This is a genomic window from Phyllobacterium sp. A18/5-2, from assembly GCF_025452215.1.
Lineage (GTDB): Bacteria > Pseudomonadota > Alphaproteobacteria > Rhizobiales > Rhizobiaceae > Phyllobacterium > Phyllobacterium sophorae.
Window position 1 is genome coordinate 402,010 of sequence record NZ_CP104967.1, and the last position, 26,567, is coordinate 428,576.

General features: G+C 57.9%; 27 protein-coding genes and 6 pseudogenes. 9 read left to right on the forward strand and 24 right to left on the reverse strand.

What is annotated here, in order from left to right:
- Window positions 1-14 precede the first annotated feature (14 nt).
- The 3 genes and pseudogenes from N8E89_RS20475 to N8E89_RS20485 form a co-directional block, all read left to right on the forward strand.
- Window positions 15-305 (forward strand): type II toxin-antitoxin system TacA family antitoxin, encoded by a 291-nt coding sequence (locus tag N8E89_RS20475; protein ID WP_262263003.1) that lies wholly within the window; start codon window positions 15-17, stop codon window positions 303-305.
- A complete protein-coding gene (locus N8E89_RS20480; protein ID WP_262263004.1) occupies window positions 302-796 on the forward strand; it encodes a GNAT family N-acetyltransferase in 495 nt (164 codons plus the stop codon). Before N8E89_RS20475 ends, N8E89_RS20480 begins: the two co-directional genes overlap by 4 nt.
- 17 nt (window positions 797-813) lie before the next feature.
- Window positions 814-1,674, forward strand: a pseudogene (locus N8E89_RS20485) (recombinase family protein); the annotation flags it as partial.
- Window positions 1,675-1,676: 2 nt separating this feature from the next.
- Here the strand turns inward: N8E89_RS20485 and N8E89_RS29420 are convergent.
- The 7 genes and pseudogenes from N8E89_RS29420 to N8E89_RS20515 form a co-directional block, all read right to left on the reverse strand.
- Window positions 1,677-1,940, reverse strand: a complete 264-nt coding sequence (locus N8E89_RS29420) for a 5-deoxy-glucuronate isomerase (protein WP_410010437.1) — start codon at window positions 1,938-1,940, stop codon at window positions 1,677-1,679.
- A gap of 13 nt (window positions 1,941-1,953) precedes the next feature.
- A complete protein-coding gene (locus tag N8E89_RS20490; RefSeq protein ID WP_262263005.1) occupies window positions 1,954-2,934 on the reverse strand; it encodes a mannonate dehydratase in 981 nt (326 codons plus the stop codon).
- A gap of 13 nt (window positions 2,935-2,947) precedes the next feature.
- Window positions 2,948-3,762, reverse strand: a pseudogene (locus N8E89_RS20495) (ABC transporter ATP-binding protein).
- Window positions 3,756-4,585, reverse strand: a pseudogene (locus N8E89_RS20500) (ABC transporter ATP-binding protein). The pseudogenes N8E89_RS20495 and N8E89_RS20500 overlap by 7 nt, the downstream one beginning before the upstream one ends.
- Window positions 4,586-4,590: 5 nt before the next feature.
- Window positions 4,591-5,499, reverse strand: a complete 909-nt coding sequence (locus N8E89_RS20505) for an ABC transporter permease (RefSeq protein ID WP_262263006.1) — start codon at window positions 5,497-5,499, stop codon at window positions 4,591-4,593.
- Window positions 5,496-6,557, reverse strand: coding sequence for an ABC transporter permease (locus N8E89_RS20510; RefSeq protein ID WP_262263007.1), 1,062 nt, complete (start codon window positions 6,555-6,557; stop codon window positions 5,496-5,498). The genes N8E89_RS20505 and N8E89_RS20510 overlap by 4 nt, the downstream gene beginning before the upstream one ends.
- Window positions 6,558-6,583: 26 nt before the next feature.
- Complete coding sequence (locus N8E89_RS20515) at window positions 6,584-8,188, reverse strand: ABC transporter substrate-binding protein (protein WP_262263008.1); 1,605 nt, start codon at window positions 8,186-8,188, stop codon at window positions 6,584-6,586.
- A gap of 289 nt (window positions 8,189-8,477) precedes the next feature.
- Here N8E89_RS20515 and N8E89_RS20520 point away from each other — a divergent pair, with 289 nt between their 5' ends.
- Together N8E89_RS20520 and kdgD are read left to right on the forward strand one after the other, a co-directional pair.
- Window positions 8,478-9,206, forward strand: coding sequence for a FadR/GntR family transcriptional regulator (locus tag N8E89_RS20520; RefSeq protein ID WP_106665516.1), 729 nt, complete (start codon window positions 8,478-8,480; stop codon window positions 9,204-9,206).
- Between the two features lie 107 nt (window positions 9,207-9,313).
- Window positions 9,314-10,228 (forward strand): 5-dehydro-4-deoxyglucarate dehydratase, encoded by a 915-nt coding sequence (gene kdgD, locus N8E89_RS20525; RefSeq protein ID WP_262263009.1) that lies wholly within the window; start codon window positions 9,314-9,316, stop codon window positions 10,226-10,228.
- Between the two features lie 36 nt (window positions 10,229-10,264).
- Here the strand turns inward: kdgD and N8E89_RS20530 are convergent.
- The 10 genes and pseudogenes from N8E89_RS20530 to N8E89_RS20575 all read right to left on the reverse strand — a co-directional run bounded on the left by N8E89_RS20530 (window position 10,265) and on the right by N8E89_RS20575 (window position 17,543).
- Window positions 10,265-11,036: pseudogene (locus N8E89_RS20530) on the reverse strand (amino acid ABC transporter ATP-binding protein).
- A 12-nt stretch (window positions 11,037-11,048) separates the two neighbouring features.
- Window positions 11,049-11,711 (reverse strand): amino acid ABC transporter permease, encoded by a 663-nt coding sequence (locus tag N8E89_RS20535; protein ID WP_113173827.1) that lies wholly within the window; start codon window positions 11,709-11,711, stop codon window positions 11,049-11,051.
- 4 nt (window positions 11,712-11,715) lie between these two features.
- A pseudogene (locus N8E89_RS20540) lies at window positions 11,716-12,379 on the reverse strand (amino acid ABC transporter permease).
- A 68-nt stretch (window positions 12,380-12,447) separates the two neighbouring features.
- Entirely contained in the window at window positions 12,448-13,248 is an 801-nt protein-coding gene (locus N8E89_RS20545) for a transporter substrate-binding protein (RefSeq protein WP_410010470.1), read from the reverse strand.
- Between the two features lie 176 nt (window positions 13,249-13,424).
- Complete coding sequence (locus N8E89_RS20550) at window positions 13,425-13,571, reverse strand: hypothetical protein (RefSeq protein ID WP_262263011.1); 147 nt, start codon at window positions 13,569-13,571, stop codon at window positions 13,425-13,427.
- Between the two features lie 126 nt (window positions 13,572-13,697).
- Window positions 13,698-14,201, reverse strand: coding sequence for a YciE/YciF ferroxidase family protein (locus tag N8E89_RS20555; RefSeq protein WP_262263012.1), 504 nt, complete (start codon window positions 14,199-14,201; stop codon window positions 13,698-13,700).
- A 131-nt stretch (window positions 14,202-14,332) separates the two neighbouring features.
- A pseudogene (locus tag N8E89_RS20560) lies at window positions 14,333-15,209 on the reverse strand (SMP-30/gluconolactonase/LRE family protein).
- Window positions 15,209-15,856, reverse strand: coding sequence for a 2-dehydro-3-deoxy-6-phosphogalactonate aldolase (locus tag N8E89_RS20565; RefSeq protein WP_262263013.1), 648 nt, complete (start codon window positions 15,854-15,856; stop codon window positions 15,209-15,211). Before N8E89_RS20565 ends, N8E89_RS20560 begins: the two are co-directional and overlap by 1 nt.
- Window positions 15,853-16,779, reverse strand: coding sequence for a 2-dehydro-3-deoxygalactonokinase (locus N8E89_RS20570; RefSeq protein WP_262263014.1), 927 nt, complete (start codon window positions 16,777-16,779; stop codon window positions 15,853-15,855). Before N8E89_RS20570 ends, N8E89_RS20565 begins: the two co-directional genes overlap by 4 nt.
- Window positions 16,776-17,543, reverse strand: coding sequence for an SDR family NAD(P)-dependent oxidoreductase (locus N8E89_RS20575; protein WP_262263015.1), 768 nt, complete (start codon window positions 17,541-17,543; stop codon window positions 16,776-16,778). Before N8E89_RS20575 ends, N8E89_RS20570 begins: the two co-directional genes overlap by 4 nt.
- Before the next feature lie 507 nt (window positions 17,544-18,050).
- Between N8E89_RS20575 and N8E89_RS20580 the strand changes: the two genes are divergently transcribed.
- Window positions 18,051-18,626, forward strand: coding sequence for an IclR family transcriptional regulator (locus N8E89_RS20580; RefSeq protein WP_315975732.1), 576 nt, complete (start codon window positions 18,051-18,053; stop codon window positions 18,624-18,626).
- A gap of 21 nt (window positions 18,627-18,647) precedes the next feature.
- Here N8E89_RS20580 and N8E89_RS20585 read toward each other — a convergent pair whose 3' ends face one another.
- The 5 genes from N8E89_RS20585 to N8E89_RS20605 all read right to left on the reverse strand — a co-directional run bounded on the left by N8E89_RS20585 (window position 18,648) and on the right by N8E89_RS20605 (window position 23,005).
- Window positions 18,648-19,274 (reverse strand): nucleoside triphosphate hydrolase, encoded by a 627-nt coding sequence (locus tag N8E89_RS20585; protein ID WP_262263016.1) that lies wholly within the window; start codon window positions 19,272-19,274, stop codon window positions 18,648-18,650.
- An 18-nt stretch (window positions 19,275-19,292) separates the two neighbouring features.
- On the reverse strand, window positions 19,293-19,982 hold the full coding sequence (locus N8E89_RS20590) for a D-lyxose/D-mannose family sugar isomerase (RefSeq protein ID WP_262263017.1): 690 nt from the start codon (window positions 19,980-19,982) through the stop codon (window positions 19,293-19,295).
- A gap of 15 nt (window positions 19,983-19,997) precedes the next feature.
- A complete protein-coding gene (locus N8E89_RS20595; RefSeq protein ID WP_112760153.1) occupies window positions 19,998-20,777 on the reverse strand; it encodes an ATP-binding cassette domain-containing protein in 780 nt (259 codons plus the stop codon).
- On the reverse strand, window positions 20,777-21,859 hold the full coding sequence (locus tag N8E89_RS20600; RefSeq protein WP_112760152.1) for an ABC transporter permease: 1,083 nt from the start codon (window positions 21,857-21,859) through the stop codon (window positions 20,777-20,779). The genes N8E89_RS20595 and N8E89_RS20600 overlap by 1 nt, the downstream gene beginning before the upstream one ends.
- 129 nt (window positions 21,860-21,988) lie before the next feature.
- The gene (locus tag N8E89_RS20605; RefSeq protein ID WP_262263369.1) at window positions 21,989-23,005 is read right to left on the reverse strand and encodes a sugar ABC transporter substrate-binding protein; all 1,017 of its coding nucleotides are present in this window, start codon (window positions 23,003-23,005) and stop codon (window positions 21,989-21,991) included.
- 317 nt (window positions 23,006-23,322) lie between these two features.
- Between N8E89_RS20605 and N8E89_RS20610 the strand changes: the two genes are divergently transcribed.
- The 3 genes from N8E89_RS20610 to N8E89_RS20620 are packed head-to-tail and all read left to right on the forward strand — an operon-like array spanning window position 23,323 to window position 25,850.
- Window positions 23,323-24,471: an ROK family transcriptional regulator gene (locus N8E89_RS20610; RefSeq protein ID WP_262263370.1), complete on the forward strand. Its 1,149-nt coding sequence runs from the start codon at window positions 23,323-23,325 to the stop codon at window positions 24,469-24,471.
- 2 nt (window positions 24,472-24,473) lie between these two features.
- Entirely contained in the window at window positions 24,474-24,911 is a 438-nt protein-coding gene (locus tag N8E89_RS20615) for an RbsD/FucU family protein (RefSeq protein WP_262263018.1), read from the forward strand.
- A 3-nt stretch (window positions 24,912-24,914) separates the two neighbouring features.
- Complete coding sequence (locus N8E89_RS20620; protein WP_262263019.1) at window positions 24,915-25,850, forward strand: carbohydrate kinase family protein; 936 nt, start codon at window positions 24,915-24,917, stop codon at window positions 25,848-25,850.
- Between the two features lie 15 nt (window positions 25,851-25,865).
- Here the strand turns inward: N8E89_RS20620 and N8E89_RS20625 are convergent, their stop codons facing one another.
- Window positions 25,866-26,264 (reverse strand): type II toxin-antitoxin system VapC family toxin, encoded by a 399-nt coding sequence (locus N8E89_RS20625; protein ID WP_262263020.1) that lies wholly within the window; start codon window positions 26,262-26,264, stop codon window positions 25,866-25,868.
- Entirely contained in the window at window positions 26,261-26,500 is a 240-nt protein-coding gene (locus N8E89_RS20630; RefSeq protein ID WP_262263021.1) for a type II toxin-antitoxin system VapB family antitoxin, read from the reverse strand. Before N8E89_RS20630 ends, N8E89_RS20625 begins: the two co-directional genes overlap by 4 nt.
- Window positions 26,501-26,567 lie beyond the last annotated feature (67 nt).

Consider the following 26,567-nt stretch of genomic DNA (forward strand, 5'->3'; position numbering starts at 1 on the left):
CAGGAGACAACATCATGACCACACGCATCAACCGCACCGAAAAGCTCGATCTCCGCCTGACGGCGGACGCCAAGCACACACTGGCCGCCGCCGCGCAGGCGGAGCGCCGCTCGCTAAGCGAGTTCGTGCTTGAAAGCGCCCTTAACCGGGCCGAGGAAACCCTTGCCGACCGTCGCGTTTTCCAACTTCCACCAGAGGAGTGGGAAGCCTTCATCTTTGCCCTGGACGCCCCGCCGCGCGATCTGCCGCGCCTGCGTGAACTTCTGAACGAACCGAGCGTCTTTTCGGGTGACAAGCGGACGTGACAGGCTTTCGCATCGAAAAGCTGCATCGCCGCCATGCCGTCGAAAACTTCGATTGCGGTGAGGAAGCGCTGAACCGCTTTCTGGTTCGCTTCGCCCTTCCAAACCAGATGGCAAACGCCTCGCAGACCTATGTCGGCATCGCGGATGACGATGCTATCGTTGGTTTTTATACGCTCGTTGTCGGCGAGGTTCGCTATGAGGGCGCGCCGGAGCGCCTGACCAAAGGATTGGCCAGGCATCCCGTGCCGGTCATGCTGCTGGCTCGGCTGGGAGGCAGTGAGCAGTGGCAGGGCAAGAGGATCGGCGCTGGATTGCTGCGCGACGCCATTCTGCGCACTTTGCAAGTAGGCGACATTGCCGGCGTCCGCGCACTTGTGGTTCACGCCAAGAACCAGGCGGCGCGCTCGTTTTATGAGCGGTTCGACTTCCAACCGTCGCCCACCGATCCGCTGCATCTGTTCGCGCTCATCAAGGATTTGAAGAACCTCTAGACAGGAATGCCGCCGTCCTGACCCGCGTTGCCCTTTATGCTCGCTATTCCTCCGACAACCAGCGTGATGCCTCTATCGAGGATCAGTTGCGCCAGTGCCGTGAGCGGGCCGCGCGAGGGCTGGACCGTGGTGGACACCTATTCCGACCGCGCCATCTCCGGCGCCTCCCTTATCCGCTCCGGCATCCAGTCGCTGCTTGCCGACGCGCGGGCTGGCCGCTTCGACATGGTTCTGTCCGCGGCGCTGGACCGTATCAGCCGCGATCAGGAGGACGTGGCCGGCGTCTTTAAACGCCTGCGCTTTGCCGGCGTCACAATCTTCACCCTGTCGGAAGGCGAGATCAACGAACTTCATGTCGGTCTGAAAGGCACCATGAACGCGCTGTTCCTGAAAGACCTCGCCATCAAGACCCATCGTGGTATCAGGGGCCGGGTCGAGGCCGGCAAGACCGGCGGCGGCAACGGCTATGGCTACCGCGTTGTCCACCAGCTCGACGCGCGGCGAGCCGATCCGGGGCGAACGCGAGATTATCGAGGAACAGGCCGAGATCGTGCGCCGCATCTTTCGTGAATATGTCACCGCAACGTATCGCCGCCGATTTGAATCGCGACGGTATCCCGAGCCCGACCGGCAAGCGGTGGAACGACACCACGATCCGGGGCAACCGGACCATCAGTTCCGGCATTCTCAATTGCGAGCTTTATATCGGAATCATCCGCTGGAACCGGCAGAAGAAGCTGAAGAACCCCGACACCGGCCACTTTGCCTATCGGCTCAATCCCGAAAACGAATGGATACGCTCCGAGGCTCCCGAGCTTCGCATCGTGCCGCAGGAGCTATGGGATGCCGCCAAGATACGACAGGACGAAATGACCGCCCGCTACAAGAACCAGATCGAGGCATCGCGCGAAGGCGTGAAGCACAGCCTCCAGACACTGCTGCGGCTGCCGACGCAAGCGAATTTCGTGCCATCGACATGAACGTCGCAGCTGCCGGCGAGCGGCACGATGGCCGTTTCGAAGTCAGCCAGACGATAGGAAGACACGCCTTCTGTGGTCAATTTGACCAGGTTGAAATGAATAAGGTTAGCCGGTTCACTCCCGTTGAGAATGGGTTCGTTGCCATTGTCGAAGGTGCGGATCATTTTGGCCGCCAGTTTACTGCGTCTCGCTGTTCAGCACCTGAAGCAGCGCCGCGATATAGCCATAGGTGAAGGCGAAGGCCGTATTTTGCGGATCGCGGCCGGAGACCTGCGGCACGTGGTCCGGCATGATCATGTATGGATAGCCGACTTCCGCATAAGTCCTGAGCGACCGCCACATGTCCATGTCACCCTCCTCGGGGAAAGTTTCCATGAAAGACAGCTTGCCGCCGCGAATATTGCGGAAATGCACGTTGAACAATTTGCCGCGTTCACCGAACCAGCGGATGACATCGAAGATTTCCTTCGCGGGATTGTCGAGCATCTCACCCACAGTACCCTGGCAGAAATTCAAGCCGTGATACGGACTTTCACGCATCAGCACGAATTTCTTCAGGCCTTCGACCGTACCGAGAACCCGCGTCACACCGCGATAGCCTGGCGGGGTATAGGGATCGTGCGGATGACAGGCGAGCCGCACCCTGTTCGCCTCGGCGACAGGCACGACGCGTTCGAGGAAATAGTCAATGCGCTGCCAATTCTCGTCCTCATCAACGACACCGGCGATTGTTGGCGGCGCATCGTGATCGGCCTTATCCCAGCGAAACGCGTCGTTGCGTGATCCGCCCCTCCCCGTTTCGAGTTCCGTGCGCGGAATACCGATGATGTTGAGGTTATACTTGACTGCCGGAATGCCAGCCTGTGCAGCGCGCTCGATCAGACGGCAGATCGAATCGATCTGGCGATCGCGGTCAGGCCCGGCAGAGAGGATATCCGGACTGAACTGCTTCTCGATGACATGCGAGCTCAACGGCAGCTGGATCATATCGAGGGCAAGGCCGAAACCCGCTAGATGATCGCGATGCTCCTCAAGAATATCCAAGGTCCAGTCGTGCGGATTACCGGCGGGGTCGGCGCAGACATGTTCGATACCAAATTGTGCCATGACCCGGTAATCATCATCATCGCGCGCACGAAATTGGGTGCCCAGAAACATGTTGTACTCCCTGTTAATTGCTGGAAACGCGCGGCTCGGCGACGTCCCGCGGGTCTTCGCCGTAAGCTTCGCTCGCTGCGATAAGTTTTTTCGTATAGGCCCTCGTTGCACCGCCATTGATGAGCGCCTCGACGCCCAAAGTTTCGACGATCAATCCAGCGTGCATCACCGCTGTGCGTTTGCACATGTGGGCGACGACACCAAGATCATGGCTGACCATGAGGTAGGTCAAGCCGCGCTCATCCTGCAAATCGCAAAGAAGGTTGAGAATTTCCGCCTGCACCGAGACATCAAGCGCTGACGTTGGTTCGTCCAGAAGCAAAACGTCGGGCTCCGACATCAGCGCTCGGGCAATGGCCACGCGCTGTCTTTGGCCACCGGAAAGCTGATGCGGGTAGCGCCAGAGCAGTGTTTGACTCAAACCGACCGAGTCGAGCGCCGCATGACCGCGCGCTTCGGCATCGGGAATATGTTGGATGCGGGCAGGTTCCATGAGCTGGCGCCAGATCGTATGGCGCGGATGCAGGGCCTCGTAGGGATCCTGAAAAACCATCTGGACCTTGCGGTAGAAATCCTTGCCGCGCTTTTGTCGCACATCCTGGCCGGCCACGCGCATGACATCGGCCTCGTTGGCAACGAGCCCCGTGATCGCCCGCAGGATCGTTGATTTTCCCGAGCCGGATCCCCAACGAGCCCAAAGGTCTCGCCGCGATTGACGCAAAAGCTGATGCCACCGACCGCCCGGCGCTCGTCCTCCCCTTCCCCGAAAGTGACGACGAGGTTCTCGATTTCGATGATCGGCGTTTGGCTAGTCATGTCGCTTACCATGCTGCGTCACGCTTAAGCACAGGCAGACGCTTGCGCTGCGCGTGAATGCGCGGCATCGCGTCGAGCAGCCCCCTCGTATAGGGATGCGTCGCCTCGTCGAGTTCACTTGCCTTGAGGGTCTCGACCACCCGGCCCCGATACATGATCAGGACCCGATCGCAGAAGCGGCGCACCAGATTGAGATCGTGGCTGATGAAAATCAAACCAAGTCCGCGCTTTTGCACGAGTTCGTTGAGAAGGCCGAGAATTTCGAGGCGCACGGTCACATCAAGTGCCGATGTTGCTTCGTCGGCGATCAGGATTTCGGGTTCCGAAACCAGCATCATGGCGATCATGATGCGTTGGCCCATACCACCGGACATTTCATGCGGGTACATGCAATAAACGCGCTGCGGATCGCGGATCTGGACCGCGCCGAGCATTGCGACAGCCTTTTGGCGTGCTTGCGAAGCGGAAGATCGGGCATGGATGCGGTAGGCTTCCGCAATCTGTTCGCCAACCGTGACGACGGGATTGAGCGAGTATTTCGGATCCTGCATGATCAGGCCAATGCGGCGTCCGCGAAGGGCATCCATCGTCTTTTCGGACGCTCGCAGAATATCGATTTCACCGAGCTGGATGCGCTCCGCCCCGACGGCTGCTGCGGGGGAGTCAAACGCATGATTGCGCGGCCGGTCATGCTTTTTCCGGAACCGGATTCGCCGACAATGCCGAGTTTTTCCCGTCCAAGGTCAAAGGACACGCCGCGCACTGCGTCGAAGGTGCCGGCAGCGCCGTGGAAGCTGATCTTCAGGTCACGTACGGAAAGCAGAGGTTTGTCCATGCCGTTCACTCCTGCCTCGGATCGAGTGCATCGCGCAGCGCATCGCCGACAAGATTGAAGGCCAAGCTGACAGTCAGGATCGAAAGACCAGGCATGGTCCCGACCCACCAGCTGTCAAGCATGAAGCGCCGGCCGGTCGAGACCATTGCACCCCATTCGGGACTTGGCGGCTGCGCGCCGAGCCCGAGAAAGCCAAGTCCGGCAGCCGTCAGAATGATACCTGCCATGTTGAGTGTGATACGCACGATCACCGAGGGCACGCACAGGGGCGCGATATGGCCAAGTACAATGCGCAGGTTCGTGGCGCCCATCAGATGCACGGCCGAAATATGATCGCGCTTGCGCAGGCTAAGGGATTCAGCACGAGCCAGCCGAGCGATCGGCGGCCATTGCGTTAGCGCAATGGCAATGATCGCATTGTTCAAACTTGGCCCCAGTGCCGCGACAAAAGCCAGCGCCAGAATGAGGCTGGGAAAAGACAGAAACAGCTCGGTTATGCGCATTAAGATCGTATCGAGCCAGCCGCCATAGTAGCCAGCGAGGCAGCCTACGACGAGGCCGATGGGCGCGACGATGACACTGACAATGGCGACGATCGACAATGTGATGCGGCTTCCCCAAAGAATTCGGCTCAGAATATCCCTGCCCAGCTCGTCGGTACCAAGAAGGTGCTGACCGTCTGGTGGTGAAAGTGCGTCGCGCAAGTTCTGATCAAACGGCGAGTATGGGGCAAGCCAGGGTACAAAAATGGCAACGAAAACCAATAGCAGGATGATGACTAGACCGGCTAGGCCGAGCGGATTGGACGCAAACCGCGTCCAGACATGCCATGTATTTTGAAAAGCTGCGTGGGTTGCGCTGCTTGGCTCTTCGGTGGTCAGCCAGGCTGTCAGCCCCTTGCTATCGGTGCTCATTGAATCCTCGGATCGAACAATTTGTAGAGCAGGTCGGAGATCACGTTGAGGGCGATGAAGACGCAACCGATGATCAGCGTGCAGGCGACGACGACATTCATGTCGCCGATGACAAGGGCGTTGGTCAGGTACTGGCCGAAGCCTGGCCAGCCGAATACAGTCTCGATAAGAACCGCCCCCTCCAGCATGCCGCCATAGGAAAGCGCGACAACGGTCACCAATTGCACGCGAATGTTCTTGAAGGCGTGACGCCATATGACGCCGCTGCGCGCAACGCCCTTGGCGCGCGCAGTGATCACATACTCCTGGTTCAATTGTTCCAGCATGAAACTGCGCGTAATACGGCTGATATAGGCAATCGACGCATAGGCGAGCACGCAGGCCGGCAGGATGATGTGCGATACGGCACTCCAGAACACTTCCATGTCCCCGGCGAGCAGCGCGTCGACCAGCAGGAAGCCAGTTACATTCGGCACGATATCTTCATAAAAGAGGTCTATGCGTCCCGAGCCGCCAACCCAGCCGAGCTTTGCATAAAACAGCATCAGCCCGACCATGCCGATCCAGAAGATGGGTGTTGAGTGGCCAAGCAGTGAGATGAGCCGCACCGCATGATCGGCGAAGCGGCCACGATTGACCGCCGCGTAGACGCCGAGCGGAATACCGATCCCGGCGCCAAGAATAATCGTCACTGTTGCAAGCTCGACTGTCGCGGGCAAGACCCGGGCAATATCCTCCATGACCGGACGGCCTGTCAGCAGGGTGCTGCCGAAATCACCATGCAAAAGGTTGTTGAAGAAGATCCAAAATTGCTGCAGCACTGGCAGGTCCAGCCCCAGCTCTTGCTTGACCTTAAGGTAGGTAGCACGGTCAGCGTCCGGGCCGACCACGGCAATCACCGGGTCGACCGGCATCAGCCGGCCGATCACGAATGTCAGAAGCACCAGCAGGAAGAGCGTGGTGACGACACTGGCCAGCGAGCCGCCAAAACGGCGATATTTTCGCAGACCCGAACGCCGCCTTGGCGTTTGCACTGCCGTTTCTACCTGGTTGACCATGCGCGGGGCGACCTGACTGTGCTTTTCTAGTCCTGTTTCTCGACCTGATCCCAGCGGGTCATCCAGCCAATATCGCCGACATAATTCTTGAGGCGGGCACTCTTGGCATAGGGATCGACGCGCTGCGAAATCGGGATAATGGGCGGAGCGGACGCTTCAAACAGCTTCAATGCCTGCTCGTAAAGTTCGATGCGCTTTTCCTCATTGTCGGTGATTGCAGACGCTTCGTCGACCAGTTTGTTGACCTCGGGCAGCTCAAAAGAGGCCCGCCACGCCTGCAGATTGGCAAGATTGGCGCCGTCAGTATTGTCGGGGTTATATGCATGGGTACGGATCCAGCCATCCGCATCCGTCTGCGCCGAAGAGGCGGTGCGTCCGACGCCGAGCTGGAACTTGCGATCACGCATCGGCCCATAGGTCTGATCGCCGTTGCCTGTCTGAATTTCGACCTTGACGCCAGCCACGGCGAGGTTTTGCTGAATGGCGGTCGCAAGATCTGCATAGGGCGTAGAATTGAGCGAAAGCAGCTGCTTGCTGAAGCCGTCGCCATAACCTGCAGCGGTCAGATCCTGCTTGCATTTCTCCGGGTCATATTTGTTGCCGATGTCCGCAAGATAGCCCGGTATGTCGGACGGAACGAATGTCGTTGTACTCTTGCCGTAGTTCTTCATCACGACATCATTGATGTCCTTGTAGTTGATGCAATAACGCAAAGCCTTGCGGACTTCTGGCTTGGCAAATTCAGCGTCCTTTGTGCTCATGATCAGATAGTAAAACCCCGAACCGACGAGCCGGTCGATGACAATGTCCGGATTGCTTGAAAGACCGTCAATATCAGCGGAAACGAGCTGGAAGCCAACGTCCAGATCGCCCTTTTCCAGCTGCAGCCGTTCCGTCTGTGATTCAGGAAGATGGCGCACGAGAACGCGCTTCATCTTTGGCTCGCCGCCCCAATAGCCATCAAACCGGCTAAGAACGGCAATGTCGTTGGGATTCCAGCGGTTGAGCGTGAACGGGCCGGAGCCGGCGGCGTTCGAAGCCAACCAGCCACGCCCCATATCGCCATCCTTTTCGTGCTTGGCGATGACTTCCTTGTCGAGGACGGCACCATAGGCGCGCGTGAGTGCACCGAGCTTTAGCGAGGGCGCAACCGGCGTTGCCACCTCCATGACGAAGGTCTTGTCGTCCTTGGCACGGAATTTCTGCTCGACGTTGTCCGCAGTATAACCCCAGTTGGCGTAGTAGGATTTGGCAAGCAGGCCAAGTTTGACAGCACGCTGCAGGGAATAGGCAACGTCACTTGCGGTGATCTTGCGCCCGCTCTGGAACGCTGCCCTGTCGTCAAGGGTAAACTCGATCGTGCCATCCGGCAGGATGTTCCAGGATTTAGCCAGCATCGGCAGGATTTTGCCCGGCGTCTGCGGATCGTTGCGGACCAGCGTGTCGTAGAGATTGGCTATGACATGGTAAGATTCATAGGAATTGACATTGTGCGGATCGAGGCTGGTCAGATTGACCATATTCATGCCGATGACCAGCTGGTCCTGCGGCGTTTTTGCCTCGGCAACATTCATTGTCATGGCAGCGACGACGGCCGTCGTCCCTGCCAGTAAGGCCCGAAAATGCGACATAGTTTTCCTCCCTATGGGCAGCGTTCGTATATGTTGTATGACATCGTAGTATTGATTTGGCGAACCGGCAAGGGCAAATTTGCCGCTGCGGTGGCTGGGCAAAGGCGCGTCTGCACGGCACAAGCCAAAGCCAGATCTGCGCAAAGCATTTGATTTTATGAGGAAATGTCGGTGCCGCAGTTTTCATTCAATGAATATATGATATCTTACTTTGTTAACACTTACGCCTATGGCATCCTGCTCCAGGAACGGCGAGCAGCGTTGTTTGGCGGAAGCAAAGAAGGTGCACATGGCCGGTCTTGGCAAACGAGAAACGCTTACAGGTCAATTGGTTAAGGCGGTTGCAGACCGGATTACGTCCGGCCATTACAAGCGCGGCGAACGGTTGCCGACAGAGCAGGACATGATCGCCGAATTCAATGTGAGTCGGACCGTGGTGCGCGAAGCCATCGCCAATTTGAAAGCCAAAGGACTGGTTCACACCCAACAGGGCATCGGGGCTTTTGTGCTTAAAGACATTCCTGCGGTGGCGTTCCGGATTGAAGAAGACAATCTCGAACTCGTCGAGGAAATTGTCGGCGTTATGGAGCTGAGAATTAGCATCGAGCTTGAGGCTGCTGCCTTGGCGGCGGTGCGTCGCGACGAGGAAGATCTTGCGAGAATCAAAAATGCGCTCGACCTGATGAATGAAGCCATAGAGCGCGATGAAAGTTCGATCCATGCCGACCTGGAATTTCATCGCGCAATCGCAATTGCCACAAAAAACCGTCACTTTCTGAGTATGTTCAACTATCTCGGCGAGGTCCTGATTCCGCGCGCGCGGTTGCAAACCCATCGGATCAATGGTTTGCCACAGCGTGAGTATCTGGAACGGATCAATCGCGAGCATGACCAGATCTACCAGGCCATCAGGGCGCAGGACGTGGAAGGTGCCCGCGCCGCCATGCGCCTTCACCTTGGCAGCAGCCGCGACCGGCTGCGCAATAGTGCCCTGCACGCGGATCAACGGCAGGCCTAACTCGGCCGATGAGCCTGAAAGCGAAGTCAGTAAAGATCCGTTTTATAGTTGTATGATGACATACACGATGGTAATCGTCGGTGTGTTCGATTCCAGACGAGGCTCCCATGCATTTCCAGGCACTCAAGCAAGCAGTCAGCTCCGGTCTCCTGTCCTTCCCCATCACTGATTTCAATGAGGCTGGAGACTTCCAGCCGGATTCCTACACCAAACGTCTGGAATGGCTTGCGCCTTATGGCGCCTCGGCGCTGTTTGTCGGTGGCGGGACGGGCGAAGGATTTTCGCTGACGCCGGCCGAACATGAGCAAGTGGTTCGTACCGCAGTTGCAGCTTGCGGTAAGCAAGTGCCCATTATCGCTGCAGCTGCATACGGAACGCGCATTGCCGCGGAGATGGCACGAGCTGCAGAAAAGAACGGTGCTGCCGGACTGCTCTTGCTGCCACACTATCTGACTGAAACCAGCACCGAGGGCGTTTGCAGACATGTCGAGGCGGTCTGTGCTGCGACAAGCCTTGGCGTCATCGTCTACAACCGCAATGTGTGCAGGTTGAACGCAGATGCGTTGGAACGCCTTGCCGAAAAATGCCCGAACCTCATCGGCTTTAAGGATGGCGTGGGCGAAATTGAGAATATGGTTTCGATCCGCCACCGTCTCGGTGATCGGTTCGCCTATCTCGGCGGCTTGCCCACCGCTGAGGTCTATGCGCAGGCCTATAAGGCCATGGGTGTCGATGTCTATTCGTCGGCCGTCTTCAATTTCATTCCGCGAACCGCCCTCACCTTCTACAAGGCAGTCGCCGAAAATGATCGGGAGACGACGGCAAGATTGTTGAGCGAGTTCTTCTTACCCTACATTGCCATTCGCAACCGCGTTCCCGGCTATGCCGTAAGCATCGTCAAGGCAGGTGCGTCGATCGTTGGCCGGTCTGCCGGAGGTGTGCGCGCGCCACTTGTGGACTGCACAGCCCGGGACCGAGAGGATCTGGGGGAGCTTATCGAACGACTGGGCCGGCAAACCTGATTGGCCAGCAAACCTGATTGGCTTGCAACCTGCCGCTCAACCGAAGCTTGATGTTTTCAAAAACTCTGCAAGCCGTTCGCTCTTCGGCTTGTGGAACATCTCGCGCGGATTGCCCTCCTCGCCGATTCTGCCCCTCATTCATGAAGATGACCCGGTTGGAAACCTCATAGGCGAAACGCATTTCGTGGGTGACGAGCAGCATACTCATCCCGTCCTGGGCCAGCGCCTTGATCACCTGCAGCACTTCGTTGACGAGCTCCGGATCAAGGGCCGACGTCACTTCGTCAAACAGCATCAGTCTGGGGTTCATGGCGATGGCCCGAGCAATGGCCACGCGCTGCTGCTGGCCGCCGGAAAGCTGTCCGGGGAAGTGGTCGGCGCGCCCACGAAGCCCAACGCGGTCCAGCCATTTCTCGGCAAGGGCCCGCGCTTCCTCCTTGCTCAGTTTCTTCACCTTCATCAGGCCAAGCATGACATTGCGGGCGGCGGTCATATGCGGGAAGAGATTGAACTGCTGGAAGGCCATGCCGGTCAGTGCCCGCTGGCGCGCGATCTCCTTTTCCTTCTTGCGGCGGCGCTCACCACCAACAATTTCGTAGCCGATCTCCTGCCCGTCAATGCTGATCGAGCCGCCCTGGAATTCTTCCAGCATGTTGATACAGCGTAGCATTGTTGTCTTGCCGGAGCCGCTTGACCCGATAATGCTGATGACGTCGCCTTGCGACATGGTGCAGTCGACACCTTTTAAAACTTCGACATCGCCGTAGCTTTTGTGCAGGTCGCGGATTTCAAGCAGGTTATTTGACATCGGCGGACATCCTTACGAGGGAACTGCAGTCTTGCGTTCGACATAGCGGCCGAAACGCTCGATGGCGTAGTTGATGGTGAAATAGAGAAAGCCGGCGAACAAATAGAATTCGAGGCTCATGAATGCGCGTGAGATCAGTTCTTGCGTTCGCAACAACAGCTCGGCAACGCCGATGATGGAGAGCAAGGTCGATGCCTTGACCATTTCCGCAGCGGTGTTGACCCATGCCGGCAAGACTTGACGCAGCGCCTGCGGTCCGAGCACATAGGCAAAGGTTTGCGGGAAGGTCAGGCCGATTGCCTTGGCAGCTTCCGTCTGTCCTTTGGGGATCGACTGCAGCGCGCCGCGCACGATTTCGCCAACATGCGAACTGCAGAAGACTGCGAGCGCCAGAACACCAGCCTGGAATGGTCCAAGATCGAGGCCAATCGTGCCAAGGACATAATAGCTTGCAAGGACGAGGACCAGCACCGGGGTACCGCGGATGAAGTCCGTATATCCTCGAACAATCCAGCGCAGCGGGCGAACACCGTAGGTCAGGGCCAAGCCGACAAAAAGACCGAGCACTGTGCCGAAACAGATTGCCAGGAACGAGATCGAAATCGTAACCCCAAGACCCTTTAGGATCGGCAAGCGTGCGAGCCAGAGAACATCGAGGAAATGCGCAATATCCATCACATCACCTCGGCAATGACAGGCGACGGCTCGACAGCGCGCATCAGCGCCGCGAGGATCGAACAGGTAAACACATAGAGGCAGCTCGCAACAATCCATGTCTCGATTACGCGAAATGTTTCGACATTGATCTTGCGCGCCTCGAAAGTCAGTTCCGGCACGGCAATCGCAGCAGCCAGCGAGGTGTCCTTGAACAGCGATATAATGGTACTGCTGAGCGATGGCAGGACATTGCGGAGCATCAATGGTGCGATAATGGAGGTGCGAATCTGCATTTCGGTCAGGCCGATGGCGAGACCTGCTTCGCGCAGGCCGCCTGGAATTGACAATAGTCCTGCGCGAAAAACTTCCGCGAGGTAGGCGCCGGAATAAAGAGCAAGCGTGAAGACAAAACTTTCGATCTTGCCAAGGCGGAACCCAATTTGCGGCAGTGCGAAATAGGTGAACAGGACCAGCACCAGGATTGGCGTGTTGCGGATGATCGTCACGTATGTGCCGGCGGGACGCTGGATGAAGCCATTCTTCGAGATCAGACAAAACGCGATGAAAAGGCCGATCACGGCGCCTATGGCAATGGCGCCAAAGGCCAGAGCAAGGCTCAGCGCCAGTCCTTCGAGCAAAAGGTCAAAGCTGCGCCAGACCGCAGCAAAATTCAGTGTATAGCCCATGAAGCGCTCACCGTTCCAAACCACAAGAGCACGGATCCGGCGAAGCCGGAGCCGTGGGATGACCGGGGTTACTTATACTCGACCGGGAAACCGATTTGCGGTGGTGTCAGATCCTTGCCGAACCAGGTCTTGAACGATTTAGCATAGAAATCGAACTCGACGCCTGTCATGGCTTCGTGCAGGGCCGTGTTGACAAAATTCAGCCAATCCTGGTCGCCGCGCTTGACACCGCAGGCATAGGTCTGCGGGCTCCAGCCATAACCGGCATCCTTGTAGCGCCCCTGGTTCTGGGTCATGTACCAGGCGAGCGACGACTGGTCGGTCGCAGCCGCATCGGCGCGGCCGGATTCCAGCGCCTGATAGATCAGGTCCACAGACTCATATTGATCGACCTTGGCTTCCGGCAGGGCCGCATGCACCATGCTCTCGGCATAGACATTCTGCAAAACGGAGATCGTAACGGACGAGCCCGCCGCTTTCAGCGCAGCATAATCAGCATATTTGCTGTCGGCCTTGAGCATGAGGCCGACGCCTTCCCGGTAATAGGGAATAGTGAAGGCGATCTGTTGGGCGCGTTCACCCGTAACGGTCATGAACTGGCAGGTGATATCGACCTTGTCAGTGGTGATGTTCGGGATGCGGGCATCCGAAGATTGATTGACGAATTCAATTTTCTCGGGATCGTTGAAAAGTGCCTTGGCAATGATATGGCCCATGTCAACGTCGAAGCCTTGCAGCTTGTCGTCAGCACTCTTGAAATGCCATGGCGCATTGGTGCTGCCGGTACCAAGCACCAGATGGCCGCGAGCCAGAACCTCATCAAGTTTGCTCTTGGTTTCCTGGGCGAACGCGCCGAGCGAAGGCATCATGGAAAGTGCGGCAACAGCGGCCGCAAGATAAAATCGTTTGGACATTTTAGTTCCCCTATTCGTCGAAGCGAATGTTTCTAATCCATTATAATGGAATATAGTACCTAATAATGGATTGCTAATAGAATGACAGGTGCTGCAACTTGTCAAGCGGCATTTAGGGGACCTGAGCTGAACTACATGCCGTAGGCGATAAGCTGACCATAAACCTCAACGGCAAGCCAGACGAGCGCCGCCAAGCCCAAAGAGACCGTCAAGATGGCCAGGAGCGGATAGCCCTGTCTGACCTGTTTCGCATCTTCAGCATTAATTCTCTTTGCCATGTCGAACCTCGATTGTTCGTGGGTCTCGCACGATTGAACGGGTCGAGGTGACGATTGTTCCCATTCTACAGAACACAAAAGAGGCCCGCATCACCGATGCGGGCCTTTTGCAAAACGGAAGGAAAATTAGGCGGCGGCCGCGTTGACGCGGCTTTCAGCCATAGCCGTCAAAGCCTCGTCGGTCTTCATTTCTTCCTTGAGGTTTTCCTGCAGCAAGGCGGCGCAGTCATTGCGGCCAAGCTGCTTTGCCCAAGCTATCAAAGTGCCGTAGCGGGTGATTTCATAGTGCTCGACAGCTTGTGCAGCAGCGATAAGCGCTGCATCCAGCACCTTGTCGTCATCGACCTCGCCGGCGACTTCATCGGCTTCTTCAAGAATGCCATCGATTGCCGGGCAATTGACGCCGCTGACCTCTACTCCATGCAGTTTGAAAACCTGCTCCAGTCTTTCGATCTGCATTTCGGTTTCCTGCAGATGGCGCTCGAAACCGTCCTTCAACTCCTGATCGAACGCCTTGTCGATCATTTCCGGCAATGCCTTCACGATCTGATTTTCTGCGTAATAAATGTCACGCAGCGTGTGGACGAAAAGATCGTCCATGGTTTTGATATCCTTGGAAAAGAAACCCATTTTGTCCTCCTGATTATAGACGCGCACAGCCATTCGGCAGTCTGATGACATCCGCAAGCAGTCGCTTATTGGGGTCGGTTACACAGCAACTAACGGTGTCGCGGCGCAATGGTTCCTTCCGATTGCGCGCGCTATATCCTGACAGGAGGATCAAGGCGGCCTTTGCCGGCGAGCTCGACAAGAAAGGTTTTTCCGGCGTCAGGATCGGACTTGTGGACCCGTTCGCTCATCTCACGATAGGCCGTTGTCACGATAAGATTGGCCGTTTCCTCGCCGACAAAGGCGGGACAGGAGGGTTGCCGGACCGGCATTGCTATGGAGCGTACGCGTTTCCCCGCCGGCGAATAGACGTCAACGCTCGATCGGCCCCAACAGGCGTTCCACAAATTGCCCTCGCCATCGACAACCGAGCCATCGACACCGCCCTTTTCCTTGTGTTGATAGAATAGTACAGGCTCGGTGATGGGAAGCCCGGTCTCAGGGTCTGTATCGACACGCCAAATGATGTTCTTGCCGGTGTCGGCGAAATAAGCGATGCGTCCATCCGGGGAAAAGCTGATCGAGTTGGTAATCGATATGTCGCTGAAAAGCCTGCGCAATTCGCCTTGCCGATACCAATAGATCGAGCCAGCGCCCTTCTCGCATTTTTTTCCCATCGTGCCGATCCAAAACGCTCCCGCGGGATGCACGCGCCCGTCATTGGAGCGTGTGGCAGGATTTTCCGCCTCGATCGGCTGGTGCATTGTGGTGTGACCGGTCTGGCGATCACGGATGAAGAGCCCGGTCTCGGTAGCGATGAGCTGTCGCTTTTCGTCAATAATGGCCAGAGCGCTGGCCATCTGTCCAAGGGTATGAATTTCAGCTTTGCCGCCGGCAAGCGGCTTTTTCGAACAGCCGTCCGGTGACGATATCGAACCACCAGACGTTCTTGGTCAGAGCATCATAGCCCGGCCCTTCGCCCAACTCGCACGCCACATCATGAAAAATGCTGATCTTCGGCTCGTCCATCATAGGGTTCCGCTTGCGAAAACGCGATCATAGGCATCCACAGTTGCCTTTGCCCGGTCGCGGACAAAGGATGAAGAAGCGCCCACCTTGTATAGGCTCGAGCCGAGGCCGAATGTGCGCACGCCCACCTTGGCATAGGCGGCAAAGCCACTCTCGTCGACGCCGCCGACGGCGCCAATCACCGCGCCTTTCGGCAATACTGCGCTAATGGCCTTGATGCCGTCGGGGCCAAGAACGCTCGCCGGGAAGAACTTCAGACCGGACGCACCGGCTTTCAGGGCAGTGAGCGCTTCGGTCGGGGTAAAGACGCCCGGCATCGTCACCATGCCCGCTTCAGCAGCGGCGGCCAAGACATTGACATCGACATTGGGGCTGATCATCAGACGCCCGCCGGCCGAATCCAGCCGCCTAATGTCGGCCGGATCGAGCACTGTGCCGGCACCAATCAGCACATGTGCTGGAAGTGTTTTGGCAAGCAATTCAATGGATTGGAACGGATCCGGCGAATTCAGCGGAACCTCGATGACCTCGATTCCTGCATTTACCAGTTCCTTGCCAATGGCCAGCACCTCGTCTGGTTTGACACCGCGCAGAATGGCGATGAGGTTGCGCTTCAGCGCCGGCCAGGGAGCCGAGATCTGTGTCATTTGGATGGTCCTTCGCTGGGCCAGATGCCGGATGCGGCGACGAACAGGCCTTTGCGTACGGCTTCGTCGGCGTCGACAAAATCATGATCGAGGCCGGCAACCTCGAGCGCCCTGCCATAGAGCCCGGCCATGGTGCCGGACGCGACGAGGGTGACCTTGCCGTTCTGCCTTGCCTTCGCAGCAGCGATCTCCGCGCCAATGAGCAGACCCGACAACCGCGAAGCAGCGCCCTCCGGTGGTAAATTGTCAAGCAGCATGGCCGCGCGGATGCCGAAGAGTTCGCCCAGCATCCGTTCGCCAGAAAACATCAGTTGGAGCGCTGCGGTGAACTGAGGATGGTCCGGCGCGGCAAAGGCAGCGGCCTCGCCAATCGAATGGCGCAGGATCGATTGCGAGGCGAGTAGCGCATAGAGCTCGCCCGTCAGGTAGGTGGAAAACGACTTAGCTCGACCGTCGACGAGCTCGACCCACTTGGAGTGGGTACCTGGCATCGCAATGATTCCATTGGTCAAATTCTTGGTGAGGATGGCACCGAGCAATTGCGTTTCCTCGCCGCGCATGACGTTCGGGGCGGTGCCCGACTGCGACAGGCCGGGGATGATCCGCACGTCACGCAAGATGGTTTCGATTTTTACCGTGCCCGAAAGGATCGCTTGCAGATCGGCCGGAACCGGCACGTAATTCGCTTCGAGCCAGCCCTGCCGCGAACCCGCCATACCGCAGATGACAACCGGCAGGTCGGCAGGGGCTCCCAGTCCGGCAAGATGACTTTCCAACGTCGCGGCAAAGCCGCGGGCGCGGGAGGCATCCAGCCCGTCCTCGGAGCGCTTCTCCACCAGAACCTGACCGTTCCCGTCAACGAGCCAAAGGCGAAAACGGCTAGTTCCCCAATCACTTAATGCGTAGACAGGCACGGTACTCACAGATAGCCACCATCGACAATAAGTGTCTGGGCGCTAAGCATGCGGGCGGCGTCCGAGGCAAGAAACAGGCAGGGGCCAACCATGTCGCCGGGCTGAATTTCCTCACGCAGCACCTGCTTGTTGATATGGGTCTTGAGACCTTCTTCGGTCACCCAATGTTCGCGCTGGCGTGGCGTCATCACCCAACCCGGCGCAATGGCATTGACGCGGATCTTCTCTGGTCCCAGCCGTCCGGCCAACCCCTTGGTAAGTCCAATGATTCCAGATTTCGCCGCCGTATAGGAAGGCATATCGCCCTGGTTGATCATGAATGATGTCGAAGTGAAATTGATAATGGAACCGCCGCCTGCCTCACGCATTCCCGGCACGACAGCCTGCGCCGCGAAGAATTGCGGCCGCAGGTTGATGGCCTGGTTCCGGTCCCAGTATTCGACCGTCACATCGTCGATATCATGCCTGTCGTCCCAGGCCGCATTATTGACGAGGACGGTAATTGGTCCGTTCTTATCAATGGCTTGGGCGATGGCATTGCGCAGTAGCTCAACGTCGGTAATGTCTGCATTCAAATAGAATGGCCGGTTGCCGTATTGCTTTTCCAGCCGCCCTGCCAAGGCCTGCGAGGGTTTTTCGGCGATGTCGATGAAGGCGACGCGCGCGCCTTGGGCGATGAAGCCCTCGGTCAGTGCGGCGCCGATGCCGGAGCCGCCCCCGGTAATGAGGACGGAGCGGTCTTTCAGGTCCGGGAAGATTGCAGAAGGCATCATGGTGGTGGTCTCCCAGGATCAATAGGAGTTCCATTATATGGAACATAGTTTGACTATGCTGAATTGTCATACTAGAATGGAATAAGTCAAGATGTGACGCCTTTTTATAGCTTCACACAACTGAAATTCTTGCGGAGGTTGTTAAAGTTGGGCCAGAATCGGCAGTCCTTGAGCAGGCATGGCGGACGTTTGCACGAGCGCTGCGCCGGACCTGATCCGATCCGTTCCAAGGTAATGGGGTGAACCGGTGCGGGAAGATCCGGGAGGCGGGGTCGTGAAAAAAGCCTACCCATCAGTGCGCAAAACGTCAGGGAACCGGCAGGAACGGGCACGCTCGGCAAGGCTATCGCCGTCCTTGATATCATCGCCGCTTCGCCCGGACCGCTGCGCTTTACCGACGTCCTTCAACTCACCAACCAGCCGCGTGGCACCCTGCACCGGCAGATCTCCAACCTGATCGAGGAAGGGCTGCTGACTGTCAACCGAGACCACTCCTATGAGCTCGGTTTGCGGCTGCTGCAGTTCGCTTCGAAGGCCTGGGCCAGCAACCGCTTCCGCTCGATAGCCGAACCGCATCTGCACAGATTGCACGAAGCGACCGGCGAGACGGTCCATCTGGGTGTTCTGCGCAATACAGATGTCGTCTACGTCGACAAGTTTGAAAGCCGGCAAAACATACGCATGGTTTCGCAGATCGGCAATACTGCGCCCGCCTGGTGTACCGGCGTCGGCAAGGCGGCGCTTTCCGCTCTGCCCGATGATGAATTGCGCGCGCGACTGGGTCGGATCAGTTTCCGGAAATTTACGCCAAACACGCTCACCGACCGCCAGGCTCTGCTTAGTGAAATCGAATTTATCCGCGCCGAGGGCAATGCCTATGACCGGGAAGAACATGAGACCGGCATCTGTTGCGTTGCGGCGCCAATTCATTCCGCTGACAGGCAGCTGATCGCGGGTATCTCGGTAACCGGCCCCGCCTATCGGATCACGCCTGACGTCCTCAGGTCCTGGGCCGGGATTACCCGCGTCGCTGCCGCCGCGATCATGGAAGATATGGCAACGCAGCTTTCGCCCCGGAGCTGACAATCGTTGTGGATAAAACGATCAATTGCTGACGGTAAAATCCGCATCCCGCGACTCTTCGACAACGAGTTCCGCATTCGGCATGTCATTTGACAAGGCGCGCTGTTGTGCCGAGCCGACATTATGGCCAAAGCCGAGCCAACGCTGCACCAGCCGGTTTTCCAGTTCGATCCGGTCCACATCAAGAAAAATTGTCACGTCGAAGAGCGGTGCCAGCCGGTCCCAGGGCGGCAGGTTGAGCAAAAGGTAATTGCCTTCGACCAAAAGAATGCGCTGGCTTGCCATGACGATACCCGCGCCGGCCCGCGCCAGATCAAGCTTGCGGTCGAACAACGGGATGACGACATCTTCGCTGGTGTCGCGCAGGCGCGTCAGGAGCACTTCGAAGCCGGCGCAGTCGAATGTCGGTGGCGAACCCTTGCGCTTGCGCAGGTTCCGCGCGTCGAGAATGGCATTGTCGAGGTGGAACCCATCCATCGGCACGACGGCTGCGGCAACCGGATCGCGGGCGTTGATGGCTGCGCAGAGCGTCGCGGCAACGGTGGATTTGCCGGCTCCCGGGGGACCGGCTATGGCCACGATTAGCCGCTTGGTCTTCGCCGCGCGGGCCAGCAGCTCAGGCACCAGATCGTCGAGCGTGATCAACATACTGTTTTGCCGCGCCAATCAAGCAAGCCATTTGTCGTAATCGGAGACGAGCAGGTGCAAGGGGGCCTCGTCCTCGTCGATCGAGGAGAAACGCCCGATCGGTTCGCGGAAGATATTGTCGGTCAGGTCATCATTAACCGTCGAGACTTCGCCGATCAGGACATCACCGCCCTCGCCCCAAAATGCATGCCAGTTGCCCGGCAGCAGGGTGACGCTCTCACCCGGCTGCAGCTTCAACAGGCCGCCAGCCTTCTGGCGGACGATACGCCCATCGGTCGCCACCTCAACATCGGTCTTCTCATCGACGTTGCCGTCGGGATTGGAATTGAACAGCTCGAGGACGAGTGTGCCGCCGCCGCGATTGATGATGTCTTCCGCCTTGACGATATGGCGGTGCATCGGTGACAGCTGCCTCTCCCTCGAGATCATGATCTTCTCGGCATAGAGCATGCCGCCGCCCTTTTTCAGGTCTTGCTGATTGCCGTTGCGGGTGGTGAAGAGGAACAGGCCAAGTTCATCGAACTTGCCCTGTCCGTAATCGGTGATGTCCCAGCCCAGACGCGCCTGAAGGATGGCTTTGGAATCGCTGGAGGTACGGGCCTTCAGTTCCTCCGGTGACCAATAGGCGAAAGGCGGCATGACATAGCCGAACGAGCGGATGAACTTGTCGCTCTCGCGGATGATCTCATTGACTTCGGAACGCTTCATTCTCACTCATTTCCTCTATGCGATGGATTGTGCCGGGGGTGTCTTGGCGCCGGTCATGAAGGCAACGGCATCCGACATCGTGTATTCCTTCGGATCGATCACGGTAAGGCGCTTGCCCAGCCGGTGAATGTGGATACGGTCCGCCACTTCGAAGACGTGTGGCATATTGTGCGAGATCAGCACAATCGGCAGTCCGCGTTTTTTCACATCCTGGATGAGTTCGAGGACACGGCGGGATTCCTTGACGCCGAGCGCTGCCGTCGGCTCGTCCATGATGACGACCTTGGAACCGAAGGCGGCAGCACGCGCCACCGCAACACCCTGACGTTGACCGCCGGAGAGCGTTTCCACCGCCTGGCCGATGTTCTGGATGGTCATCAGGCCAAGTTCAGTGAGCTTGTCACGCGCCCGCTTTTCCATGGCCTTGCGATCAAGCATGCGGAACCAGCTGCCCATGATACCGGGCTTTCTGATCTCGCGGCCCAGGAACATATTGTCGGCGATGGACAGCGCAGGCGAGAGGGCGAGCGTCTGATAGACGGTCTCGATGCCGGCATCGCGCGCTTCCATGGGCGAGCGGAAATGCATCGGCTTGCCTTCGAGCGTCATCTCGCCTTCATCGGGATGAATGGCGCCGGAAATCGCTTTGATCAGGGAGGATTTCCCGGCGCCGTTGTCGCCGATCACCGCCAGCACTTCGCCGGGGTAGAGGTCGAAATCCGCGTGATCGAGAGCAGTGACACGTCCATAGCGTTTCACCAAGCCGCGAGCGGTGAGGATGGGTTCTCTTGACATCAGCCTGCTACCTTTCTGATCCACTGGTCGATGGCAACAGCCAGGATGATCAATACACCGATGATAAGGTACGTCCATTGAACGTCCGTGCCGTACATGCGCATGCCGAAGGAGAAGACGCCCACGATCAATGCACCAAAGAGCATGCCGAGAATGGAGCCACGCCCGCCAAAGAGCGACATACCGCCAATCACCACTGCTGTAATGGATTCAATGTTGGCGAACTGACCGATTTGCGGAGAAACCGAACCGTTGCGTCCGATCGAAGCCCAGCCGGCCAGGGCGCAGATGAGACCGGCCAGTACGTAAACCGTAATGAGAACCTTCTTGGTCCTGACGCCAGAAAGCTTCGCCGCCTCGGGATCATCGCCGATGGCATAGACATGACGGCCCCAGGCGGTGTGATTGAGCACATACCAAAGGATGGCGATGAGGACGAGCATGGCGAAGACGCCATAGGTGAAGGTGGCCCCTCCGATATTGATCTTCTCGCCGAAGAACTGCAGCAGCCTTGCATTCGCTTCGATATCCTGGGCACGGATCGTCTCGTTGGCGGAATAGATATAGGTCGTCGCCAGGTAAATCTGCCAGGTGCCGAGGGTCACGATGAAGGGCGGCAACTTTAAATAGGCAATCAGCACGCCGTTGATAAAGCCGCACAGCGCCCCGAGCGCCACGCCGCACAGGATCGCGAGTTCTACGGGCATGCCATAGCGGAACGTGAATTGACCCATGATGACGGACGTCAGCACCATGATGGCGCCAACGGAAAGGTCGATGCCCGCAGTCAGGACGACGAGCGTTTGCGCAGCGCCGACAATGCCGACGATGGCCACCTGCTGCAGGATGAGCGACAGTGCAAACGGCGTGAAGAAGCGCGAGCCGACAATGACCGCAAAGATGATCAGTGACAGCACCAGAACGATGAGCGGCACGGAAGCCGGACTGGAATGGAGGAAATGCCGGACCTTTTCAAGCGGGCTTCTCTCATGGGTGTCGAAACTGGCAACAGCCGTCGCGCTTTGTGAAAGCACGCGCTCGAACTCCTGCGCCGGCTCTGATGTTGTTTTGGTCTCTGTCATGGGTCAGCTCCCTGGGTCATTAACGCATGAGTTGAAATGATGCGAGGCTCTACAATCCGATAAAGTATGGAGAGAGGACGTTACACCGTCCTCTCCTCGCCTGCTAATATTTCTGTCAATCGGGCCAGATCAGCCCCAGCACTTGGCCATGCCGGTCTTGACGTCGATGGATTCAAGGCCCTGCACCGGCTTGTCCGTGATCAGCGAGACGCCCGTGTCGAAGAAGCTCTTGCCTTCGGTGGGCTTGGGCTTTTCACCCGTGTCGGCGAACTTCTTGATCGCTTCGATACCCAGCGATGCCATCATCAGCGGGTACTGCTGCGAGGTTGCGCCAATGACGCCGGCTTCGACGTTCTTCACGCCCGGGCAGCCGCCATCAACGGAAACAATCAGGACGTCCTTTTCCTTGCCAAAAGCCTTCAATGCCTCATAGGCACCGGCAGCGGCAGGCTCGTTGATCGTGTGAACGACGTTGATGCCCGGATCCTTCTGCAGAAGGTTTTCCATCGCCTTGCGTCCGCCTTCTTCATTGCCGTTGGTCACGTCATGGCCAACAATGCGCGGGTCCTTTTCGTCGCCGATCTTGTTGATGTCGACGACGTCAATGCCAAAGCCCTTCATGAAGCCCTGGTCGCGCAGAACGTCAACGGTTGGCTGTGACGGTAGGAGGTCGAGGAATGCAATCTTGGCGTCCTTTGCCTTGTCGCCAAGGGTTCCGGCAGCCCATTTGCCGATCAACTCGCCGGCAAGCAGATTGTCGGTGGCGAATGTCGCATCGGCCGCATCGGCTGGATCGAGCGGCGTATCGAGAGCGATGACCAGGAGACCCGCATCGCGTGCCTGCTTGACCGAGGAGACAATGCCGGCCGTGTCGGATGCGGTGATCAGGATACCCTTGGCGCCATCGGCGATGCAGGTTTCGATGGCGGCAACCTGGCTTTCGCTGTCGCCGTCGATCTTGCCGGCATAGGTCTTCAGCTCAACACCGAGCTCCTTGGACTTGGCAAGGGCGCCCTCTTTCATCTTGACGAAGAACGGGTTGGTGTCGGTCTTGGTGATCAGGCAGGCGCCCACACCGGCAGCCTGCGCCGGAGCGGCAAATGCGGCAACTGCCACAGCGGCAGCACCCAATACAGTCGATTTCAGATAGAAACTTCTACGCATGTCACTTCCTCCCTATAAATCGCGCCAATGCGCGACGGGCCGACGGCGGTCGTACCCTGGTTCCGCGTTGAACATCTCGGACAGTTATCCTCCCGGCCAAGTGTTGGACCCTAGCAAATACCACTGTTTGCAAGCTGTCAACATTAATAAATCACTCTGATTTAATATTGACAGCTTTGCCGGATATCTCCATTGTCAGCGGATTGTTGGAGGAGTCCCATTTGGGCATTCGAGTTTCGGAGCGTAGCGGCACGGGAGGAACCAGGCCGACGCTCCATCACGGTACAAACCAGAGCGGCATGCGCGACCACAACGAGCGTGTGGTACTGTCACTGTTGCGCCAGCATGGCAGTCTCGCCAAGACGGCGATCGCCCGCATGACGGGACTTTCGGCGCAGACAAGCTCGATCATCATGCGCATGCTGGAAGCCGATGAGCTCCTGTCACGCGAGGAGCCGTTGCGCGGCCGTATCGGCCAGCCGCTCATTCCGATGTCGCTCAATCCTGAGGGTGCCTTCTTCCTTGGCCTGAAGATCGGGCGCCGCAGCGCCGATCTGGTGCTGATTGATTTTCTCGGTCAGATCCGTTCCATGCTGCAAGTGCCCTATGATTATCCGGCGCCGGAACCGATCTTCCGCTTTGCGAAGGAGGGTATTGCGCAGATGATGCGCGGGCTGACCAAGAAGCAGCGCGACAGAATTTCCGGAATTGGCATTGCCGCGCCGTTCGAACTGTGGAAATGGGCTGATACGGTCGGAGCGCCGCAGGAGATCATGGACCAGTGGCGCGGTTGCAATATCCGCGCGCGGGTCACTGCGCTGTGCCCTTTTCCGGTCTATCTTCAAAATGACATGACGGCCGCCTGTGGCGCCGAACTGGTGTTCGGCCAGACCAAGGACGTCAATGATTTTGTCTATTTCTACATAGGCTCGTTCATCGGCGGTGGCATCGTCATCAATGGCAGCCTCTATGCGGGACGCAGCGGCAATGCCGGAGCGCTGGGTTCGATGCCGGTACCGGGTCCAGGTGGCGCCGCGCGGCAGCTGATCGACATCGCCTCGATCACCGCGCTCGAGAGGGTCGTGACCGAATTGGGGCGGGATCCTTCGCCGCTTTGGGCCTCGCCCGAGGACTGGGGCGTCATGGGCGCCGAGCTGGACGATTGGATCGACACCGCCGGCAAGGCGATCGCGCAAGCGGTTGTCGCTTCGTCTTCCGTCGTGGATTTCGAGGCTGCCATCATCGATGGCTGGATGCCGGTCAGCGTGCGCGCGCGTATCGTCGAAGCGGTCCGCAAGCATGTCGAGACATTCGATCTTGAAGGCATCGAACTGCCCGCCATCCTCGAAGGAACGGTGGGCATTCACGCCCGGGCGCTGGGGGCAGCCAGCCTGCCGCTTTCCGACCGCTTTCTGCTTGCACAGAAGATTTTCAGGAAGGTTGACTAGTCATGTTGATTGGAATTCCCCCGATGCTGGGGCCGGAGCTGCTGGCGACGCTGCGCGCCATGGGCCACGGCGACGAGATCGCCCTGGTCGATGGCAATTACCCGGCGCTGGAACATGCAAGGCGGCTGATCCGTGCCGATGGGCTGCCGCTCGTCCCGCTGCTCGATGCCATATTGCAAGTGCTGCCGGTCGATGATTTCGTGCCGGCAGCCCTATTCCGCGCGTCGGTTAAAGGTAACCCTGTGCTTACCGATCCCGTGCATGAAGAGATGGAAGCGGTCTGCTCCCGGCGGGCGCCGGACTACGCGCTGGTTGCGCTTGACGGGAATGCGTTCTATGCGCGTGTGAAAAATGCCCATACCATTGTTGCGACAAGCGAGCCGCGGCTCTATGCCAATATTATCATCCGCAAGGGTGTCGTATATCCTGAGAAAGATTGATCAATGATTTTATGTTGTGGTGAAGCCCTCATCGATATGCTGCAGCGCAAGAGCGAGGCCGGCGAACCGGCATTTGCGCCGTATGTCGGCGGTGCCGTCTTCAATACGGCGATTGCTCTTGGACGGCTCGGCGTTCCGACCGGGTTTTTCTCGGGGGTTTCTTCCGATTTCTTCGGCCAGATGCTGCTCGACAGCCTTACCGCCAATCATGTCGGCACCCACTATGCGCATATTTCTCCGCAGCCGACGACGCTGGCCTTCGTGCGCCTGACCGATGGGCAGGCGAGCTATATGTTCTACGACGAGAACAGCGCCGGACGTTCGCTCGCGATCGAACACCTGCCCGAACTCGGCGATAATGTCACGGCGCTGCAGTTCGGCGCCATCAGCCTGATACCGGAACCCTGCGGCTCGACCTATGAGGCGCTGATGGCGCGCGAGCACGAAAAGCGCGTGATCATCCTCGACCCGAATATCCGGCCGGGATTCATTCCCGACAAGGAGAAGCATCTCGCCCGCATGCGCCGTATGATCGCCATGACCGATATCGTCAAGATTTCCGATGAGGACATGCGCTGGTTCGGCGAAAGCGGGACCATGGACGAGATTGCACGGCGCTGGATCGTTCCCGCTGGGAAGCAGGGACCGAAGTTCATTCTCGTTACCCACGGCGCCGATGGTGTGACGGGCTATACCGCAGATCTCACCGTGCATGTCGCGGCCCAGAAAGTGCCGGTCGTCGATACGGTCGGCGCTGGCGATACGTTTACCGCCGGCGTGCTGGCTTGTCTCGATGAGGCCGGGCTATTGACGAAGACCGCGCTTACCGCACTGACCGAAGCGCAGATCAGCGATGCGCTGCTGCTTGGCGTGAAGGCCGCCGCAGTGACCGTTTCGCGGGCTGGTGCAAATCCACCCTGGCGTTCCGAGCTGGGGTAGACGCCGTCGGCCGACTCAAGCCACTTCGATGTCGGTGTAGGGGAAGTCATTGCCTTTGAACAACAGGGGCATATTGTGTGCCTTCGCGCACGCATAGGCAAAACAATCGCCCATATTGAGACTGGCCTTGTGGCGGCCCCGGCCAAACGTGTTGAATGCGTTGACGGCATGCCGGCCAATCTCGGCAGTTATATCAATGATCTGGGCATCCGTCTGTTCGATGAATATATCGACCGATCGTTCGGCTACCTCTGTCGGTGAAGCGCGCTTGCGGGCAAGACCAGTCACAGTTTCATAAATAACCACCGGCGATATGTAGATGGGCGAAGCTTGAGTCATCCGTGCGGAAAGGACAACAGCGTCCTCTTCGCCATCGATGATAGAAATGACCGCTGATGCATCCACGAATATCATTCATTACCCGAAAGGTCGTCGAAGAAGGCTTTGTCTGCTTCCAGGCCAGTCTTTGGGTAGCTCCTGTATTCTTCAAAAATCTTCGCGAGCTTTTCGTGTAATGGAGTTTCTCTCCTGGCACGCTCATATTCATGCACAACTGCTTCGCGAATAGCTTCGGTGAGACTGGTATTTTTCAGTTTTGCCAGCCGTCGCACTGCCTCATCAGTCGCTTTGTCTTTCACAGAAAAGGCCATTCTATAGCTCCGCGTCTATACGTCTATACGTGATTGTCTATAAAATGAGCTCTTTCCTTATCGAATG

Coding starts and splice junctions, on each gene's coding strand:
- N8E89_RS20475 (WP_262263003.1), top strand. CDS start 15: ATGACCACACGCATCAACCGCACCGAAAAGCTCGATCTCCGCCTGACG.
- N8E89_RS29420 (WP_410010437.1), bottom strand. CDS start 1,940: ATGATCCGCACCTTCGACAATGGCAACGAACCCATTCTCAACGGGAGT.
- N8E89_RS20490 (WP_262263005.1), bottom strand. CDS start 2,934: ATGTTTCTGGGCACCCAATTTCGTGCGCGCGATGATGATGATTACCGG.
- N8E89_RS20505 (WP_262263006.1), bottom strand. CDS start 5,499: ATGAGCACCGATAGCAAGGGGCTGACAGCCTGGCTGACCACCGAAGAG.
- N8E89_RS20510 (WP_262263007.1), bottom strand. CDS start 6,557: ATGGTCAACCAGGTAGAAACGGCAGTGCAAACGCCAAGGCGGCGTTCG.
- N8E89_RS20515 (WP_262263008.1), bottom strand. CDS start 8,188: ATGTCGCATTTTCGGGCCTTACTGGCAGGGACGACGGCCGTCGTCGCT.
- N8E89_RS20520 (WP_106665516.1), top strand. CDS start 8,478: ATGGCCGGTCTTGGCAAACGAGAAACGCTTACAGGTCAATTGGTTAAG.
- kdgD (WP_262263009.1), top strand. CDS start 9,314: ATGCATTTCCAGGCACTCAAGCAAGCAGTCAGCTCCGGTCTCCTGTCC.
- N8E89_RS20535 (WP_113173827.1), bottom strand. CDS start 11,711: ATGGATATTGCGCATTTCCTCGATGTTCTCTGGCTCGCACGCTTGCCG.
- N8E89_RS20545 (WP_410010470.1), bottom strand. CDS start 13,248: ATGATGCCTTCGCTCGGCGCGTTCGCCCAGGAAACCAAGAGCAAACTT.
- N8E89_RS20550 (WP_262263011.1), bottom strand. CDS start 13,571: ATGGCAAAGAGAATTAATGCTGAAGATGCGAAACAGGTCAGACAGGGC.
- N8E89_RS20555 (WP_262263012.1), bottom strand. CDS start 14,201: ATGGGTTTCTTTTCCAAGGATATCAAAACCATGGACGATCTTTTCGTC.
- N8E89_RS20565 (WP_262263013.1), bottom strand. CDS start 15,856: ATGACACAGATCTCGGCTCCCTGGCCGGCGCTGAAGCGCAACCTCATC.
- N8E89_RS20575 (WP_262263015.1), bottom strand. CDS start 17,543: ATGATGCCTTCTGCAATCTTCCCGGACCTGAAAGACCGCTCCGTCCTC.
- N8E89_RS20585 (WP_262263016.1), bottom strand. CDS start 19,274: ATGTTGATCACGCTCGACGATCTGGTGCCTGAGCTGCTGGCCCGCGCG.
- N8E89_RS20590 (WP_262263017.1), bottom strand. CDS start 19,982: ATGAAGCGTTCCGAAGTCAATGAGATCATCCGCGAGAGCGACAAGTTC.
- N8E89_RS20595 (WP_112760153.1), bottom strand. CDS start 20,777: ATGTCAAGAGAACCCATCCTCACCGCTCGCGGCTTGGTGAAACGCTAT.
- N8E89_RS20600 (WP_112760152.1), bottom strand. CDS start 21,859: ATGACAGAGACCAAAACAACATCAGAGCCGGCGCAGGAGTTCGAGCGC.
- N8E89_RS20610 (WP_262263370.1), top strand. CDS start 23,323: ATGCGCGACCACAACGAGCGTGTGGTACTGTCACTGTTGCGCCAGCAT.
- N8E89_RS20615 (WP_262263018.1), top strand. CDS start 24,474: ATGTTGATTGGAATTCCCCCGATGCTGGGGCCGGAGCTGCTGGCGACG.
- N8E89_RS20620 (WP_262263019.1), top strand. CDS start 24,915: ATGATTTTATGTTGTGGTGAAGCCCTCATCGATATGCTGCAGCGCAAG.
- N8E89_RS20625 (WP_262263020.1), bottom strand. CDS start 26,264: ATGATATTCGTGGATGCATCAGCGGTCATTTCTATCATCGATGGCGAA.
- N8E89_RS20630 (WP_262263021.1), bottom strand. CDS start 26,500: ATGGCCTTTTCTGTGAAAGACAAAGCGACTGATGAGGCAGTGCGACGG.